Raw genomic sequence first — 18,589 nt, forward strand, 5'->3', positions numbered from 1 at the left:
GGACGAAAAACAGAAAATGAAGAGCGAAGAATGAAAGATAGTTATCGCCTGTCTTTTTATTCTCCATTTTCCATTTTCCATTCTCCATTATATATAATAGGAGTATTGTTGCTTTCCTCCCTTTTTTCGTGTACCGACATGGTGCCCACAAAAGAAGTGAGGCTTATCGACTCGCTGAATGGAAAAGCGTATGCTTATCGTTACCGTAATCTGGACTCTTCCTACAAATACGCCTATAAAGCATATCGGCAAGTAAACCTATATAAGTCGGGGAAAGCGGAAGCTTCCAATAATCTGGGGTTCTGTGCTTTCATGAATATGGATTTCGACCGTGCCGAGGCGTATCATAAAGAGGTATACAAGCTGACTAAAAATGAGCTTGAACTGTTGATAGCAGACATCGGACTGATGAAAATCTGCCAGCGGACAGCGCTCAACAAAGAATTTTATGATTACCGGAACAGTGCCCTCCGACGGATGAAGCGTATCCGTGAAGAGAGCGACCTCTTTGCCGACCGTCACGAAGCGCTTCGGCTGGATTACGCATTTACCGAATTTTTTCTCGTTTCCTCCATTTACTATTACTATCTCCAGCAACGGCAGGAAGCGATAACCTCTATCGATAATATTCAGGAAGACGAAGCGTTGAGCGATACCAATCAGCTTCTTTATTATCATTATCTCAAAGGATCGGCTTCTTTGGTCGCAGCGAATACTCCGGAAGAACGGAAACTCCGCGAGTTTGACGAACTTTATTTCACTTGGCGGACAGCCGTGAAGAGCAAGCATCCGTATTTTGAGGGGAATGGAATGCAGGGACTTGCCAATCTGATGGCATCCCCGTCTAATTTTGAGTTTTTCAAGACAAGGCGTACACATGCGTTGGATCAGTTTGATTTTCCGGTAGATTCTTTGTTCCCTTTGCGTTTGGCCCAACTGGCACTGGAGAAATTTCGCGAATATAATGACTTGTATCAGATTGCCGGAGCTTATGTATCTATCGGCAAATACCTGAATGCGCATGGACGTTATCAGGAAGCTTTGGATACATTATCAAAAGCATTGAACTGCGTAAACCATCATCACATGCTTTATTATCATAATGAAGTGGATACGCTTGATAAATTATATACGTTTGCCGAGGGAGATACTACTTATACCGGAGTTCCATGGATTGGACAGGAGAAGGTGAAGACCGTTCCCGAATGGATCTCACGGATAAGGGAGCAGTTAAGCGTTTCATATGCCGGGCTGGGGATGAAGGATGCTTCTGATTATAACCGGAATATCTATCTGGATATTTTGAACTTTACCCGTCAGGATAAGGAGTTGGAAAGCCGTTATTTGTCTTTGGAAGCAGGTTCGCGACAGATGACGGTCGTTCTTTTTCTGGTTATTGTCGGCTTGGTACTGGTGATTATCCTTTGGTGGTTCTTCAACAAACGTTCCAAAATCAGGAATCAGGTGGATGTGGAGCGTCTGCAACGGATTCTCTCTCTTTGTCGGGATATCACTTCTTCCATACCGATGAACGTACCTCTGATTCAGCAAGGCATTGACCAGTTGTTCGGGAAAGGACGTCTGACGCTGGAAATTCCGGAAGAAGGAAAAGCTGCACTGGTACCTTCTTCCCATCGACTGAACCGGGACGAGAAGGCATTGGTGCATGTAGTGGAACCTTATATCGTATGGGCTGCTGAAAATGAACAAATGGTGGCTACGTTGAGCGACGAGCGAAATCAGCTGGAGAAACAGCGGTATATCTACGAGCAGCATATTGCAGGAAACAAACGTCAGAATCTGATAAAGAAGGCTTGTATGGCCATCGTCAACGGGATTAATCCTTATATCGACCGGATTCTGAACGAAGTACATAAGTTGACGGAAAAAGGATATATTGATGACACCAAGATAAAGAAAGAGAAGTACCAGTACATTGATGAACTGGTGACTACCATCAACGAATACAATGATATTCTGGCACTTTGGATCAAGATGAAGCAAGGTACGCTTAGTCTGAACATTGAGACATTCAGTCTGAATGAATTGTTTGATTTGCTGGGAAAAGGACGGCGTGCTTTTGAAATGAAAAAGCAAAAGCTGGAAATCGAACCGACCACCCTGATGGTAAAGGCCGATCGTGCATTGACCTTGTTTATGATTAATACACTGGCTGAAAATGCCCGTAAGTATACGCCTGAGGGGGGAACGGTTAAAGTATATGCGCATGCTACCGATGCGTATGTGGAAATCTCCGTAGAAGATAATGGGAGAGGACTTTCAGCAGAAGATATCGCGCATATCATTGGTGAAAAGGTATATGATTCGCGTGCTATCGGCATGAAAGACGCGGCAGATCCGGAAGAACTGAAAGAGAATAAGGGAAGCGGTTTTGGCTTGATGAACTGCAAGGGAATCATAGAGAAATATAAGAAAACGAATGAACTGTTCCGGGTATGCGTATTCGATATAGAAAGCGAACCGGGAAAGGGAAGCCGTTTTTATTTCCGCTTGCCTTCAGGAGTACGTAAAGTGATTGGCGTGTTGCTCTGCCTGTTGCTTCCGTTGGGAATGGCTTCTTGTCTGCATGAACCCCTTCCGTCGATATTGCAGGATAGTGACTCCATTGCGATTACTACAGATTCTACTTATGAAGATCTGCTTGATGCAGCCTCTGATTATGCCAATGCCGCTTATTTTGCCAATGTGGATGAGAACTACGAAATAGCATTGCAGTATATAGATTCGGCAATGATGTCGCTGAATGAGCATTATAAGAAATATACGCGTACCCCGAAGCCGCATCGATACATGAAACTGGTGGGAAAAGGAACCCCTGCCGAACTGTTTTGGTGGAATGAACTTTTTGATTCAGACTATCATGTGATTTTGGATATCAGAAATGAAGCGGCGGTAGCATTCCTTGCTTTGAAACAAATTGATGCCTACAGTTATAATAATTCTGCTTTTACAGATTTATATAAGGTACAGGGAGAAGACCAGACTTTGGAAGGGTATTGCAGGCAGTTGGAACGATCCAACACGAATAAGACGGTTGGTATCATCCTCTGTTTCGTCTTGCTGATCGTTTCTCTGATCGGCTATTATCTCTTGTATATGAGGAAGATGTTGCAGAACCGTCTGAACCTGGAACAGGTGCTTGAGATAAATCAGAAAGTTTTTGCCGCCTCTTTGGTCAGACCTCAGACTCAGGAGAACGAGGAAGCGCTTCAGAGAGAGGAAAATACACTTAAAGAGATTCCGCAGCGCATCGTGAATGAGGCTTTTGGCTCAGTAAATGAGTTGTTGACAATCAGCCTGATGGGCATTGCTGTTTATAACGAAACCACGCATCGGCTGGAATATGCTTCCTGTCCCGGGCAGGAAATGCCGGAAATGGTGCAGCAATGTTTTGAAACAGGGGAATATCTCTCAGAACAGAATTTGCAGGCGATTCCGTTGATGGTGGAAGCCGGAGGTGAGCATCAATGTGTAGGTGTGCTTTATCTGGAACGGAGGGAAGGAACGCAACAGGAAACGGATCATCTTCTTTTTGAGCTGGTAGCACGTTATGTATCGATTGTGGTGTTCAATGCAGTGGTAAAGCTTGCCACGCAATACCGGGATATCGAGTCGGCACACGAGGAAACACGCCGTGCTTCGTGGGAAGACAGTATGCTTCATGTGCAGAACATGGTGCTTGATAACTGCCTTTCAACGATTAAACATGAGACAATTTATTATCCGAACAAGATTAAACAGATTATTGGTCGGTTGAATACGCAGAACCTTCCGGAAAAGGATGAACGGGAAGCTGTGGAAACGATTACAGAACTGATAGAATATTATAAAGGGATCTTTACGATTCTGAGTTCATGCGCTGCCCGACAGCTGGAGGAGGTTACTTTCCGCCGGAATACGATTCCGGTACAGGAGCTTTTTGATGCTGCTGGAAAATACTTCAGGAAGGTCACGAAAAATCGGACGGAAAAGGTAGAACTAATCATAGAACCGATGGACGCCAAAGTGATCGGTGACGTGAATCAGTTGCGTTTCCTGTTTGAGAATCTGATTGATGAAGCATTGGCGGTTCGTGAAGAAGGAGTGATACGCTTGCAGGCTCGTAAGGATAACGAATATATCCGTTTCCTTTTTACGGATACCAGACGCGAGAAGAGTGTGACGGAGCTGAACCAGTTGTTCTATCCGAATTTGGCTCGTATGACTTCCGGTGAAAAAGGAGAATTGCGTGGAACGGAATATCTGATATGCAAGCAGATAATCCGTGACCATGATGAATTTGCGGGGCGCAGGGGATGCCGTATCAATGCCGAACCGGCAGAAGGGGGAGGATTTACGGTTTACTTCACCATCCCACGCAGATAAAGAAGAAGACACATAAAAGTTATTAGATAAATAAAATGGAAGAACAGAAGTTTAAAGTTATTATTGTAGAGGACGTAAAACTGGAATTGAAAGGCACAGAAGAAATTTTCCGTCATGAGATACCCAACGCAGAAGTGATCGGCACGGCAATGACAGAAAGCGAGTTCTGGCCGTTGATGGAAGCACAGCTTCCCGATCTGGTTTTGCTGGATTTGGGACTGGGAGGTTCTACGACGATTGGCGTTGATATCTGCCGGAATATTTTCAAACGTTATAAGGGGGTTCGTGTATTGATCTTTACGGGGGAAATACTGAATGAAAAACTGTGGGTGGATGTGCTGAATGCAGGAGCGGATGGCATTATTCTCAAAACAGGAGAATTGCTGACCAAGACAGACGTACAAGCTGTGATGGACGGCAAGAAGCTGGTATTCAACTATCCGATTCTGGAGAAGATCGTAGATCGTTTCAAAAAGTCGGTAGCGAATGATGCCAAGCGTCAGGAAGCGGTAATCAACTATGATATTGATGAATATGACGAGCGTTTTCTTCGCCATCTGGCATTAGGCTACACCAAAGATATGATTGCCAACCTGAAAGGGATGCCATTTGGCGTGAAATCACTGGAGAAACGACAGAATGACCTGATCGGACGTCTCTTCCCGAATGGAGAACGGGTGGGAGTGAACGCGACCCGTCTGGCTGTCCGTGCATTGGAATTGCGCATTATCGATCTGGATAATCTGGAAGCTGATGAAGAGTAAATGGCGTATGCCGCATCCCGCTACGATGTTCCTGCTGCTGACAATGGCGGTGGTCTTTCTTTCGTGGATATGTGATATCTACGGACTGAAAGTAACGCTGCCGCAATCAGGGGAGGATATTCGGGTGCAAAGCCTGCTGAGTCCTGAGGGAATTCGCTGGTGGTTGCGGAATGCTATCAAGAATTTTACCGGTTTTGCTCCGCTTGGCATGGTGATTATCGCCATGTTCGGACTGGGTGTGGCCCAACATTCCGGATTTATCGATGCGTGCATCCGTCTGGGAGTGGGAAACCGGAAAGAGAAAAGAAAAGTTATCCTGTGGGTGATTGTCCTCGGATTGCTGTCGAACGTCATTGGTGACGGCGGTTATATTATTCTGCTTCCCATTGCCGCCATGCTGTTTCAGTGGGTGGGACTTCATCCGATAGCGGGGATTGTGACGGCTTACGTTTCCGTGGCCTGCGGATATAGTGCCAATATCGTACTGAGTACGATGGACCCGCTCTTGGCGCATACCACTCAGGAAGCCGCGCTCACACTGATGGGATATCAGGGAAACACGGAGCCGCTGTGCAACTACTTCTTTATGAGCGCTTCGACAGTGGTAATTACAGGGATCGTTTATTGGGTGACTCAGAAATGGCTTCTCCCGAACTTAGGAAAATATGAGGGAAGTGTGAAAGTCGAAGCCTACCGCCCTTTGTCACGGAAAGAACGTCGTGCGCTGATGGTGGCTGTCGTAGTGGCAGGGATATACGTTGCCCTTATTTTGTGGCTTACTTTCTCTTCCTATGGTATCCTGCGTGGCGTTAACGGAGGTTTGATGCATTCGCCCTTCATTGCCGGTATCCTGTTTCTGCTATCTCTGGGCGCAGGCTTTACGGGGATGGCTTATGGGTTCAGTTCCGGTCGTTATCGCAGCGATAATGATGTGATCGAAGGACTTACCCAGCCGATCAAACTGCTGGGTGTGTATTTCGTTATTGCTTTTTTTGCTGCCCAGATGTTTGCCTGTTTCGAGTATTCTCATTTGGACAAGTGTCTTGCGATTATGGGAGCGGACCTGCTTTCTTCTTTTGAGCCGGCTCCTTTGTCCGCACTCATCTTGTTTATCCTGTTTACGGCATTTATCAATCTGATTATGGTATCCGCCACTTCCAAATGGGCATTTATGTCTTTCATCTTCATCCCGATGTTTGCGCAGATGGGGATTTCGCCGGACGTCACGCAGTGTGCTTTTCGTATCGGAGACAGTTCGACGAATGCCATTACTCCTTTCTTATTCTATATGCCGCTGGTGTTGACGTATATGCGGCAATATGACAAACAGATCACATACGGATCGTTGCTGAAATATACATGGAGGTACTCCTTGTGCATTCTGGCAGCATGGACATTGCTGTTTATCGTATGGTATCTGTTGAAGATACCGATGGGGTTATAATTCACGATTCAAAGTTCCGGTTTTAATAACCGGAATTTTGAGTTTCTGAATTAATCGCTATATTTGCACCCGTCCCTTAAAGAAAAAGAACGAATGAATTTACCAGAAGTCTCTGAAAAACTAATCGAACAACTGAATCACGGTAGCACCAAAGCATTTGATAAAATTTATCATACGTACTATTTATACCTGTGTGCGATAGCTGTTTACTATGTACATGACAAGAGAGTCGCCGGTGAAATAGTCAATGATGTCTTCGTCTCTTTCTGGCAGAATCGCCACCATATCACTTATCCTGCCCTTCCGTATCTTCGTCGGGCTATACAGAATGCAAGTATCAGTTATTTGCGGTCTTCCGCTTTTAATGAGCGCATAATGACCGAACAGATGGAGGAAATATGGGCTTTTCTAGAAAATCATATTCTTTCTTCCGACAATCCATTGCAGGCATTGGAAAGCAGTGAAATGAACGAGATCATTCTGCGGAAAGTAGAGGAACTCCCTGCCAAATGCCGTGCTGTTTTTAAGGCGAGCCTGTATGAAGGCAAATCGTACAGCGAAATTGCGGAAGAGCAGAATATTAATGTCGCCACCGTCAGGGTGCAGATGAAAATTGCGCTGACTAAATTGCGCGAATCCCTTGGTACTCCCTATATGATAGCTATTTTGATGTTTCTTTAAAAAAAACGGTTTTCTTTTAAACGTTTCTTTTTTTATTGCGTATCTAGTTATATACACCATAGAAAAAGAACGGTTTATGATAGAATATTACGATAAAGAAGAACTGGAATTACAGATTAGTAATTATTTGTCGGGCAATAGTACCGATGAAGAAAAAGAAACGTTGCTTGCCTTTCTGGCTTCCAATGAAGCAGCTGCCCGGACTTTCCGGGAAATGTCTGCCGTATGGGCACTTTCTTCCGTACCGTCGTTTGCAGAAATAGAAAACTCCAATTTAGTGCGGATAAAGGAGAGAATGACTGCTCCTGCCTCTTCGAAGCCTGTCCGGAAACTGATACCTGTCTGGCTGAAAGTGGCTGCCGCCGTTATTCTGCTGATCGGCTGCAACTATTTCTGGTATACGTATACGGAAAATCTGACGGAAGTATATACCAACGCCGATTCTCCTTACGAAATCAAGGTTCCTGCCGGATCAAGAACGAATATCGTTCTTCCTGACGGGACGGAGGTTTCTCTGAATGCAGGTTCTGTATTGCGCTATCACCGTGGGTTTGGTATCCGCGAACGTAATGTGACGTTGGATGGCGAAGGATACTTTAAAGTTGCGAAAAATGCAGAGGTTCCCTTCTTCGTGAAGACGAACGATGTGCAGGTGCAGGTAGTCGGCACGGTATTCAATGTCCGTGCTTATGATGACGATAATTATGTGATGGTGTCTCTGCTGGAAGGCAGGGTGAATTTATCGGCGTCTGCTAATTCTGTGATGAAATTATTCCCGAATGAGCAGGCACTGTATAACAAGAACACCGGACGAATGGAAAAGCTGAAGACCAATGCAAGTAAAGCCTGCGATTGGCTGGATGGCGGGTTGACCTTCGAGAATGCTTCATTCGCTGATATTGCCCATCGTCTGGAACGTAAATTCCAGGTGAAGATCAGCATAGAAAGCGAACGTCTGAAGGCCGAACACTTCTCCGGTTCTTTCGACAGCAATCAGAATATTTATGATATATTACACGAAATCAACGTTGAGAAACAATACACGTGGAAAGTCAGTGGTGACACCATCTTTATTACCGATAAAAGAAAGGGGGTAAGATAAAAGGAAGGAGAAAGAAAATGGACACAGCCGATAGATATACCGGCAGTCCGCAGCTACGATAAATAACTATATGTTAACCTTTAATAGTGATAAAAATGAGATTGATAATAAGAAAAACATTATTGATGTTTCTGCTTTTGTCCCTAAGTAATGTCCTGACAGGTTTTCAACTTTCAGCACAGGAACAAAACAAGAAGTTCAGTGTCAAAGCAGATAACGTTACTTTGAAAGAAGCCATTGAAGTAGTCAGGAAGCAGGGAAATTATTCTTTTCTGATTCGCAATAACGACATTGACCTGAATAAGAAAGTCTCTGTGAACGTGGACAAGGGTACAATTAATGACGTGATGGCCCAACTGCTGACTGGTACGGGGATCAGTTATGAAGTGAACGGAAACCGGGTGGTCATATTCCATGCCGCAGTGCCTGAAAAGGAACAGGGAAAAGCGTTTGTCCTGAAAGGCAAAGTGACCGATCCTTCGGGTGAAGGAGTGATTGGTGCCAATGTGAAAGTGCTGAATTCTACGGAAGGTACGATTACGGATATGGATGGAAACTTTTCTCTGTCGGTGACTCCGAATGCACGATTATCCGTGTCTTATATCGGATATGCTACGCAGGAAGTCGTTGTCAAAAATCAGACTCCTTTGCACATTGCTCTGAAAGAAGACAGCCGTCTGATTGACGAAGTGGTGGTAGTAGGCTACGGTGTACAGAAGAAAGCGAATCTGACCGGTGCGGTAAGCAGTGTGAAGATGGATGAAGTATTGGGAGACCGTCCGGTAGTGTCGGTCAGCGATGCCTTGAAAGGTGCGATGCCCGGTTTGCAGATTACGGGTAACTCCGGTAGGCCGGGAGAGGAAATGAGTTTCAATATCCGTGGTGTCAACAGTCTGGATAAGAATGGCAAACCGTTGGTTCTGGTGGATAACGTAGAAATGGATATCAATATGCTCGATCCGAATGATATTGAATCAGTAACGGTCTTGAAAGATGCTGCTTCTTCGGCTATCTACGGGGCACGTGCCGCATTTGGCGTCATTCTGATTACGACAAAGAAAGGATCGGATTCAACCAGGCTTTCTATTAATTATTCTAACAATTTCTCATTTAGCAGACCTGCCAATATGCCTCGTAAGGCAACACCGCTTCAGACGGTGCAGGCTTATAAAGACATGGGAACCATCAACTATCAGAGTGGACAGAATGTGGATACGTGGCTGGATTTATTGAAAGAATACAATGCCAATCCTTCGGCTTATCCCGATGGGTATGCAATGGTGGACGGATTGCGCTATAGTCTGGCAGAAACCAATCTGTTTGATGATATGATGGAGACCGGTTTCCAGCAGACGCACAATCTTTCTGTAGGTGGCGGCACGAAAGATATATCTTATCGTTTCTCTTTCGGTATGGTCGATGAGAATGGAGTGCTGGCCTCGGACAAGGATGCGTATAAACGTTACAATGTGTCTTCTTATATCCGTTCGGACGTATTCTCATGGATTACTCCGGAACTGGATATCAAATACACGAACTCGAAATCAGAATTGCCGGAGACTTCGGGAGGATATGGAATCTGGGGAGCAGCCGTTGCCTTCCCGTCTTATTTCCCTATCGGAACAATGAATATCGACGGAGAAGAACTACCGATCAATACTCCCCGGAATCTGATTAATCTTGCTTATCCGACGACTATCCAGAAAAACAATATCCGTATCTTCGGAAAGGTGACGATTACTCCTTTGAAGAACGTCAAACTGGTGGGTGAATATACATACAACCATCTGAGTAATGAAAAGACCAAGTTTGAAAAGAAGTTCTATTATGCCCACGGAGGTAACTTTGTGAAAGAGACTTCGACGGCAAACTCTAAGTATGAAAACTCCAACGGCATTACCGATTATAATGCCTTGAACTTCTACGGAAACTACAATAACACATGGGGCAAGCATGAAGTCACCGTGATGGGAGGTTTCAATCAGGAGAGCAGTGACTATCGCTATGCGGAAATGTCGCGTATGAACATGATTAACGAAGACCTTCCTTCTATATCGCAGGCTACAGGAGATTATTTCGCTAAAGATAAATTCGAACGCTATACAGTAAGAGGATTATTCTATCGTATCAACTACTCCTTTGCCGGCAAATATCTGATTGAAACGAACGGACGCTATGACGGCTCTTCCAAATTTCCGAAAGACAGTCGCTTCGGTTTCTTTCCTTCTGTCTCTGCCGGATGGCGTGTGAGCGAAGAAGCGTTTATGAAACCGTTGACATCCGTATTGTCTAACTTAAAATTGCGTGCTTCGTGGGGTAATATCGGCAATCAGAGTATCACTCCATACGCTTATATTCCGGGTATGGATGCCGAGCAGGCTTACTGGACCGTTTCGGGTATCAAGGTAACTACCCTTAAACCAGCTGCATTGGTCAGTAACAGTTTTACCTGGGAAAAAGTGACGACTGTCGATGTCGGTTTTGATCTGGGTTTATTGAACAACAGGCTGAATCTTGTATTCGACTGGTATCGTCGTGATACGAAAGGTATGCTCGCTCCGGGAGCGGAATTACCGGCTGTGCTGGGTGCAAGTGCTCCTTTGCAGAATACTGCCGATCTTCGTTCCAAAGGATGGGAGATCACTGTAGACTGGAATGATCAGATCGGAAAAGTGAAATACAATCTGGGCTTCAACCTTTATGATGCTAAAACCAAGATTACCAAGTATAATAACGAGACAGGTCTCTTCGGCAAGGATAAGAACGATAAAGATACTTACCGTGTAGGTATGGAACTGGGTGAAATCTGGGGGTATGTTACCGACCGCCTGTATACTGTTGATGATTTTGATGCCGATGGCAAGCTGAAAGCAGGCATTCCAAAAGTGGAAGGCTACAATCCGAATCCGGGTGATATCCTGTATAAAGATCTGGATGACAACGATATTATCAACGGAGGTACAAGTACGACGAAAGATCCGGGCGACCGTAAGATCATCGGTAATAGTACCCGTCGTTATCAGTATGGCATCCACGGTGGTGCAAACTGGAAGGGGGTCTCTTTATCTTTCCTGTTGCAGGGAGTAGGCAAACGTGATTTGTGGATTATGAATGACTTGTTCTATCCGCACTATGACGCATGGACGACGGTATATGACACACAACTGAATTACTGGACGCCGGAGCGCACAGACAGCTATTTCCCCCGTCTGTATGAGAAAGCTGCCGGAAATACAGCTGCCAATACACGTATTCAGACCCGTTATCTGCAGGATGGTTCCTACCTGAGTATCCGGAACATCACCTTATCTTATAATTTCCCGTCCAAGTGGATGACTAAGATCGGTGTCAATAATCTGGCTGTCTTCTTTAGCGGTGAGAATCTTTATACATTCGATCATTTGCCGAAAGGACTCGATCCGGAACGTTCGGTAACGGATGACTTGGGACAACGCGGTTTTACCTATCCGTATATGCGGCAGTATTCGTTTGGTATCAACCTTTCATTCTGATTGTTTCACTATTTAAAAGAGTAATTGTTATGAAGAAATATATACTGGGTACGGGCATTAGTCTCTGTTTGCTGATGTCGTCTTGTTTGAATGACTCTTTTCTGGAAGTTTATCCGAAAGGACAACAGACGGAAGCGACAGTCTTTACTACCTATGATAACTTCAAAACGTATGCATGGGGATTATATAATGTATTCTTCGGATATACGTATGATACGGGGCAGACGGACGAAATATTCCGCGGAGATTTTGAGTCGGACAATATGATCAAAGGTTTGTCCGGATATGAAGGGCAGTGGGCATACCAGAAGGCGAAGGCAACAGATGAAGTCAAGGAATGGGATTACGACTATATCCGCCGGGTAAATCTGATGCTGGACAATATCGATGGTTCGCAGATGAATGATACGGAGAAGGAGCACTGGCGCAGTGTCGGCTATTTCTTCCGTTCATATAAATACTTTCAGATGCTTTCCCGCTTTGGAGATATCCCTTGGGTGGAGAATGCGTTGAAAGAAGACAGTCCGGAACTGTACGGCAAACGGGATAGTCGCGATCTGGTGGCTTCGAATATCCTGTCCAACCTGAAATATGCGGAGACACATATCGGTGCGGACGATGGCAAAAACACCATTGGTATATCTGTGGTGCAGGCACTTATTTCCCGTTTTGCTTTGTTCGAGGGTACTTGGCGGAAATATCATGGATTGTCTGATGCCGAGACTTACTTGAAAGAATGTGTACGTGCGTCGGAAGAAGTCTTGAAGGTTTATCCGAATGTGCATCCACGGTATGACGAGCTTTTCAATTCGGAATCTTTGGATGGGGTAACGGGCATTATCTTGTATAAAGCCTATGAAACCGGTCAGTTGATGCATGGTCTGACACGTATGGTGCGTACCGGTGAATCTTATATTGAGGCGACAAAGGATGCGGTAGACAGTTATCTGTGTACGGATGGTCGTCCGGTAAGTACTACCACCAGTCGGTATGGCGGTGATAAGGAGATTTATGGACAGTTCCGCGACCGTGATTACCGGTTGTATCTGACGATATGTCCTCCCTATATGGTAAAGAAAGAAAATGGTCCGAGCACGGCCGACTGGAAATATACGGATCATGCGCAGGACAGAGAGTTTATAGATCTTCTTGCTACAATCTCCGGTGAGACTTATCATCGTTTGCCGTCTTCCAACTTCAAAGGATTCACGGTGCAGGGGCAGCCGCACTTCAAGAATCAGAACTGGGGACAGGGCTGGAATGCTTCTCAAATGGGATTCTGGGTATGGAAGTACTATAATACGCATACCGTAGCTACCAATGCCAACGGAGTGAATACGACAGATGCGCCTTTGTTCCGTGTAGGAGAGGTAATGGTGAATTATGCCGAAGCCATGTGCGAATTAGGTAAGTTTGATCAGACGGCTGCCGATAAATCCATTAATAAACTTCGTGCACGCGGACATGTAGCGAAAATGACGGTCGAAGACATTACAGATGATTTTGATACGACCCGTGATCCTTCCGTTCCTGCTCTTCTGTGGGAGGTACGCAGGGAGAGACGTGTGGAACTGATGGGGGAAGGATTCCGTCTGGATGACCTTCGCAGATGGAAAAAAGGAGACTATGTCAATAAACGCCCGTTGGGAGTATATGTGACGGGAGCTTCGGCTAAAAATCTGAAAGTAACCGGCGGACCGAGTAATGACGAAGGGTATGTTTACTTCTTTGACGCTCCGCTCGGATGGCAGGAACATTATTACCTGTATCCGCTGCCTCTGAAGCAACTGGCACTGAATACGAATCTGGAACAGAATCCGGTATGGACTAAATAATTTTTTGAGTAAAAACAGAGGCAAGACCTGTAATATTTTGTATATTGCAGGTCTTGAAAATTTAAACTATAAAATGAAGAACGCTATTTCGGTAAAATATACCCTTCTTTGCGGGACAGCTTGCTGTATGGCCTCTGCTGTGCAGGCGCAGCACAATGTCTCCGATGTTTCCAGAATGAATGTTCTTTTTCTGATGGCTGACGATATGCGTCCCGAACTGGGTTGTTACGGAGTGGAGGCGGTCAAGACTCCGAATATGGATCGTCTGGCATCGAGCGGAGTCTTGTTTCAGAACGCTTATTGCAATGTTCCGGTGAGTGGCGCTTCCCGTGCCAGCCTTCTGACAGGCGTATATCCTCACTATCCCGATCGTTTTGTGAATTTCTCGGCTTATGCCAGCAAGGATTGTCCGGAGGCTATACCTCTTTCCGGATGGTTCACAAAGAATGGTTATCATACAGTTTCGGATGGCAAAGTTTTTCACCACATGAGCGATCATGCCGCATCGTGGAGCGAACCTCCCTACCGGAATCATCCGGATGGATACGATGTCTATTGGGCGGAATATAATAAATGGGAACTTTGGATGAACTCAGAATCGGGCAAGACGATCAATCCCAAGACTATGCGCGGACCGTTTTGCGAGTCAGCGGATGTTCCGGATACGGCATACGATGACGGAAAATTGGCGGAACGTGCCATTCGTGACCTGCGGCGTATGAAAGAAATGAACAAGCCGTTTTTCCTGGCTTGCGGATTTTGGAAACCTCATTTGCCGTTTAATGCTCCGAAGAAATATTGGGATTTGTATAAGCGGGAAGAGATACCTTTGGCTTCCAACCGTTTCAGACCGGAAGGCTTGCCGGAACAAGTCCGTAATTCGAGTGAGATATATGCTTATGCACGGGTGACTGATACGGGGGATGCCGATTTTCAGCGGGAAGTGAAGCATGGATATTATGCTTGCCTGAGCTACGTGGATGCACAAATCGGAAAAGTGCTGGATGCTCTGGATGAGTTAGGTCTGGCGGAGAATACGATTGTGGTACTGCTAGGAGATCATGGCTGGAATCTGGGCGAACATGATTTTGTGGGTAAACATAATCTGATGGACCGTTCTACTCATGTGCCGTTGATTATCCGTGTGCCCGGAATGAAAAAAGGAAAGACCCGGTCGATGGTTGAGTTTGTAGATTTGTATCCTACTTTGTGCGAGTTATGCCAGATACCACAACCAGCAGAACAGTTGGATGGACAGAGCTTTGCAAAAGTTTTCAGCAATCTGAAGGCTAAGACGAAGGATGAAGTCTATATTCAGTGGGAAGGGGGAGACAATGCGGTTGATCAACGTTTTAGTTATGCCGAATGGATGAAAGGTGACGTGAAGAAAGCAAGTATGCTGTTCGATCATCGGATAGATAAAGAAGAAAACAAAAATAGAGTCAATGAGAAAAAATATAAGAGTAAAGTTGAATCACTCTCTTCTTTTATCAAAGTGAAGAAATCATCATTAAAAAAATAATATGAGAACACCAATTATGTCATGCTGCCGTTTGATGGCAGTTGCTTTATTTCTGTTTTGCAGTATGCCGCTATTTGCTCAGCGGCAGGATATTTTATTAAACGACAACTGGAAGTTCCGATTCTCGCATCAGGTGCAGAAAGGGTCGGAAATAAGAGTAGATCTGCCCCATACCTGGAATACACAGGATGCTTTGTCCGGAAAGATCGACTATAAACGGGGAATCGGTAATTATGAAAAGAAACTGTTCATTCGTCCCGAATGGCAAGGCAAGCGTCTTTTCCTTCGTTTCGAAGGGGCGAACAGTATAGCAGATGTATTTATCAATCGCCGTCATATCGGTGAACATCGTGGAGGATACGGAGCTTTTGTCTTTGAAATAACCGGAGAGGTGAATTATGGAAAAGAGAACTCTATATTAGTGCGGGTGAATAATGGAGAACAACTGGACGTGATGCCTTTGGTGGGTGACTTTAATTTTTATGGCGGTATTTACAGGGATGTGCATCTGCTGATCACTGATGAGGCATGTATTTCTCCTTTGAATTATGCTTCTCCGGGAGTTCGTCTGATACAGGATAGTGTCAGTCATCAATATGCGAAAATAAGGGCGGTCGTTGATTTGGCAAATGGCAATAATGCCGGTCAGGAAGTAGAACTGGGTATCCGTTTGCTGGATGGTCAGAAAGTGGTGGCGCAACAGAAACAGACACTTACTCTTGCCGGGAATGCAGCTTTGCAGCAGGAACTTACATTTGAGATAAATAATCCTCATCTGTGGAATGGCCGTCAGGACCCGTTTCTTTATCAGGCGGAGGTTTCTCTGTCGAGAGGAGGGCAGCTGGTAGATTGTGTGACGCAGCCTTTAGGATTTCGTTATTATCGGATTGATCCGGATAAGGGATTCTTTTTGAATGGTAAGCATCTGCCTCTTCACGGTGTTTGCCGGCATCAGGACAGGAGTGAGGTGGGTAATGCTTTACGTCCTCAGCATCATGAAGAAGATGCAGCCCTGATGCTGGAAATGGGAGTGAATGCGGTTCGGCTGGCACATTATCCGCAAGCTACCTATTTCTATGATCTGATGGATAAGAATGGGATTATTGTCTGGGCAGAAATACCTTTTATCGGTCCCGGAGGATATGATGATAAAGGATTTGTTAATCTGCCTTCTTTCCGTGCTAATGGGAAAGAACAGCTGAAGGAGCTGATCCGCCAACATTTTAATCATCCTTCCATCTGTGTATGGGGGCTGTTCAATGAACTGCTTGAATTCGGTGATAATCCGGTGGAATATATCAAGGAATTAAATGAGCTGGCGCATCAGGAAGATACTACCCGCCCTACCACTTCGGCAAGTAATCAAATGGGTGACTTGAATTTCATAACGGATGCCATTGCATGGAATCGGTACGACGGATGGTATGGAGGCACCCCGGCCGATTTAGGACGCTGGCTGGACGGTATGCATAGAGATCATCCGGAAATTCGTATTGCCATTAGTGAGTATGGTGCCGGTGCCAGCATTTATCATCAGCAGGATTCGTTGGTAAAATCCGTGCCAAACAGTTGGTGGCATCCGGAGAACTGGCAGACCTATTATCATATAGAGAACTGGAAAGCGATTTCTGCCCGTCCTTATATATGGGGTAGCTTTGTATGGAATATGTTTGATTTCGGTGCGGCTCACCGTACGGAAGGTGATCGTCCGGGAATTAATGATAAGGGGCTGGTTACCTTTGACCGGAAAGTACGTAAAGACGCGTTCTACTTTTATAAGGCTAACTGGAACAAGGAAGAACCTGTGCTTTATCTGGCCGGAAAACGTAACACCGTACGTTCCCGACGTCTGCAAACGATTACTGCATTCACTAATCAGCCCGGGGCGGAACTGTTTGTCAATGGAAAAAGCTATGGTAAGGCAATGCCGGATCAGTATGCTATTTTGGAATGGAAAAATGTGGAGTTGCAGCCGGGAGAGAATGAAATAAAAGTAGTTTCTATCAATAAAAAAGTAAAATTGATGGATAGTTTTCGCTGCAAACTATAGCATAATGCAATAGAAAGCATTACCTTTGCGGTCTATGTGTAAAGCTAAGAAGGAGTCCGTGAAGTAAATAACCTTTGGCAGTCTGTCAAGGTTATCCCTTAATTCATACTCTGGCATATTCTTGTCAGAGTTATTTTCATATTCTATATAATAAGTATAATCGCATGTCTATAAGGCGGATAATAACTATCTGCAAGATATACATGCTCAAAAAAACAATGAAATGATAAATTCAATTAATATACAAATTAGAGAGACCAATACAGATGATTTCGACAGCATAATGACTGTTGAAAAACAAGCGTTTGGCTATGACAAAGAAGCACAGTTGGTAGCCGACCTGCTGGCTGACAAAACCGCAGAACCAATGGTTTCGTTGCTCGCTTTCTACAAAGGTGAGGCTGTCGGACACATTCTCTTCACCAGAGCCTATTTTGATGGTCAGGGAGCACTACAGATGATGCACATTCTTGCACCTTTAGCTGTCAAGCCGGAATATCAACGGCAGGGTATAGGCGGAATGCTGATACGGGCAGGCATAGAGAGGTTACAGGAAAAAGGTTCGTGCCTTGTGTTTGTATTGGGGCATAAAGAATATTATCCAGAATATGGTTTTATACCGGATGCAGCCAGGCTGGGTTATCCTGCTCCTTACCCGATACTGGAACAGTTCTCGGATTATTGGATGGTTCAGGCAATCAGTCCGAAGGGATTTGATGTGGATAAAGGAAAGATCAGGTGTTCGGATGAGTTGAACAAACCTGAACATTGGAGAGATGATGAATCGGACAGATAGTTCCCTGATAGTCGTTTGTTAAAATAGAGGAAATATATAAAGATTTAGGTAGCTTTATTAGTGCAGCCTAAATATAAGACTTATTTTTGTGTGGGGCTGTCCAAAATCGGACAGCCCCCTTTTTTAGATGTATTAGTATTTTCTATTATCTTTCATCGCCTTCCTCCACCTCTTAAAAGCCCTCATCAGGCTATCTTCCTTCACTGTACCTTCCATATTATAATGTTCCACAAAAAGCTCTATTGAGCGTTTGAACATGATTCCGTTTTTGAATTTATTCTCCAGCAGAAATTCATAGAGTTCCGCTCTCATTTCCACTTCGATTTCCTTTTCTATGGTTAATGCGGCGGATATAGGTGGATGAAGAGATATGCAATAAGCATTGATTGATGAACTATATTAAAATCGAAAGTTATATATGGAGATGAGAAAAAAGATCGTAGTCCGGAGGAACGATTCAGCTATATTATTCGTTGTGCCAATGAGCAGTCTGGTTG

The 18,589-nt window shown here is 44.8% G+C and carries 10 protein-coding genes and 1 pseudogene; 10 read left to right on the forward strand and 1 reads right to left on the reverse strand.

The window, feature by feature from the left end:
* Positions 1–138: 138 nt before the first annotated feature.
* The 10 genes from BT_RS03745 to BT_RS03790 all read left to right on the forward strand — a co-directional run bounded on the left by BT_RS03745 (position 139) and on the right by BT_RS03790 (position 18,092).
* Positions 139–4,386, forward strand: a complete 4,248-nt coding sequence (locus tag BT_RS03745) for a DUF5113 domain-containing protein (protein WP_011107427.1) — start codon at positions 139–141, stop codon at positions 4,384–4,386.
* Between the two features lie 35 nt (positions 4,387–4,421).
* Positions 4,422–5,150 (forward strand): DUF5932 domain-containing protein, encoded by a 729-nt coding sequence (locus BT_RS03750; RefSeq protein ID WP_008761423.1) that lies wholly within the window; start codon positions 4,422–4,424, stop codon positions 5,148–5,150.
* Complete coding sequence (locus BT_RS03755; RefSeq protein ID WP_008761424.1) at positions 5,140–6,594, forward strand: AbgT family transporter; 1,455 nt, start codon at positions 5,140–5,142, stop codon at positions 6,592–6,594. The genes BT_RS03750 and BT_RS03755 overlap by 11 nt, the downstream gene beginning before the upstream one ends.
* Before the next feature lie 93 nt (positions 6,595–6,687).
* The gene (locus tag BT_RS03760) at positions 6,688–7,275 is read left to right on the forward strand and encodes an RNA polymerase sigma-70 factor (RefSeq protein WP_008761425.1); all 588 of its coding nucleotides are present in this window, start codon (positions 6,688–6,690) and stop codon (positions 7,273–7,275) included.
* Between the two features lie 76 nt (positions 7,276–7,351).
* Positions 7,352–8,377 (forward strand): FecR domain-containing protein, encoded by a 1,026-nt coding sequence (locus BT_RS03765; RefSeq protein ID WP_008761426.1) that lies wholly within the window; start codon positions 7,352–7,354, stop codon positions 8,375–8,377.
* 125 nt (positions 8,378–8,502) lie between these two features.
* Complete coding sequence (locus tag BT_RS03770) at positions 8,503–11,889, forward strand: TonB-dependent receptor (RefSeq protein ID WP_162303190.1); 3,387 nt, start codon at positions 8,503–8,505, stop codon at positions 11,887–11,889.
* A 29-nt stretch (positions 11,890–11,918) separates the two neighbouring features.
* The gene (locus tag BT_RS03775) at positions 11,919–13,724 is read left to right on the forward strand and encodes a RagB/SusD family nutrient uptake outer membrane protein (RefSeq protein ID WP_011107430.1); all 1,806 of its coding nucleotides are present in this window, start codon (positions 11,919–11,921) and stop codon (positions 13,722–13,724) included.
* 73 nt (positions 13,725–13,797) lie between these two features.
* Positions 13,798–15,246, forward strand: coding sequence for a sulfatase (locus tag BT_RS03780; RefSeq protein ID WP_161800184.1), 1,449 nt, complete (start codon positions 13,798–13,800; stop codon positions 15,244–15,246).
* Position 15,247: 1 nt separating this feature from the next.
* Complete coding sequence (locus tag BT_RS03785) at positions 15,248–17,296, forward strand: beta-glucuronidase LacZ4 (RefSeq protein WP_011107432.1); 2,049 nt, start codon at positions 15,248–15,250, stop codon at positions 17,294–17,296.
* 223 nt (positions 17,297–17,519) lie between these two features.
* The gene (locus tag BT_RS03790) at positions 17,520–18,092 is read left to right on the forward strand and encodes a GNAT family N-acetyltransferase (RefSeq protein ID WP_008765622.1); all 573 of its coding nucleotides are present in this window, start codon (positions 17,520–17,522) and stop codon (positions 18,090–18,092) included.
* A 132-nt stretch (positions 18,093–18,224) separates the two neighbouring features.
* Here the strand turns inward: BT_RS03790 and BT_RS03795 are convergent.
* Positions 18,225–18,440 (reverse strand): annotated as a pseudogene (locus tag BT_RS03795) (hypothetical protein); the annotation flags it as partial.
* Between the last annotated feature and the right edge of the window lie 149 nt (positions 18,441–18,589).

This window comes from Bacteroides thetaiotaomicron VPI-5482 (assembly GCF_000011065.1).
GTDB lineage: Bacteria > Bacteroidota > Bacteroidia > Bacteroidales > Bacteroidaceae > Bacteroides > Bacteroides thetaiotaomicron.

Coding starts and splice junctions, on each gene's coding strand:
- BT_RS03790 (WP_008765622.1), top strand. CDS start 17,520: ATGATAAATTCAATTAATATACAAATTAGAGAGACCAATACAGATGAT.
- BT_RS03750 (WP_008761423.1), top strand. CDS start 4,422: ATGGAAGAACAGAAGTTTAAAGTTATTATTGTAGAGGACGTAAAACTG.
- BT_RS03755 (WP_008761424.1), top strand. CDS start 5,140: ATGAAGAGTAAATGGCGTATGCCGCATCCCGCTACGATGTTCCTGCTG.
- BT_RS03770 (WP_162303190.1), top strand. CDS start 8,503: ATGTTTCTGCTTTTGTCCCTAAGTAATGTCCTGACAGGTTTTCAACTT.
- BT_RS03780 (WP_161800184.1), top strand. CDS start 13,798: ATGAAGAACGCTATTTCGGTAAAATATACCCTTCTTTGCGGGACAGCT.
- BT_RS03765 (WP_008761426.1), top strand. CDS start 7,352: ATGATAGAATATTACGATAAAGAAGAACTGGAATTACAGATTAGTAAT.
- BT_RS03785 (WP_011107432.1), top strand. CDS start 15,248: ATGAGAACACCAATTATGTCATGCTGCCGTTTGATGGCAGTTGCTTTA.
- BT_RS03775 (WP_011107430.1), top strand. CDS start 11,919: ATGAAGAAATATATACTGGGTACGGGCATTAGTCTCTGTTTGCTGATG.
- BT_RS03745 (WP_011107427.1), top strand. CDS start 139: ATGGTGCCCACAAAAGAAGTGAGGCTTATCGACTCGCTGAATGGAAAA.
- BT_RS03760 (WP_008761425.1), top strand. CDS start 6,688: ATGAATTTACCAGAAGTCTCTGAAAAACTAATCGAACAACTGAATCAC.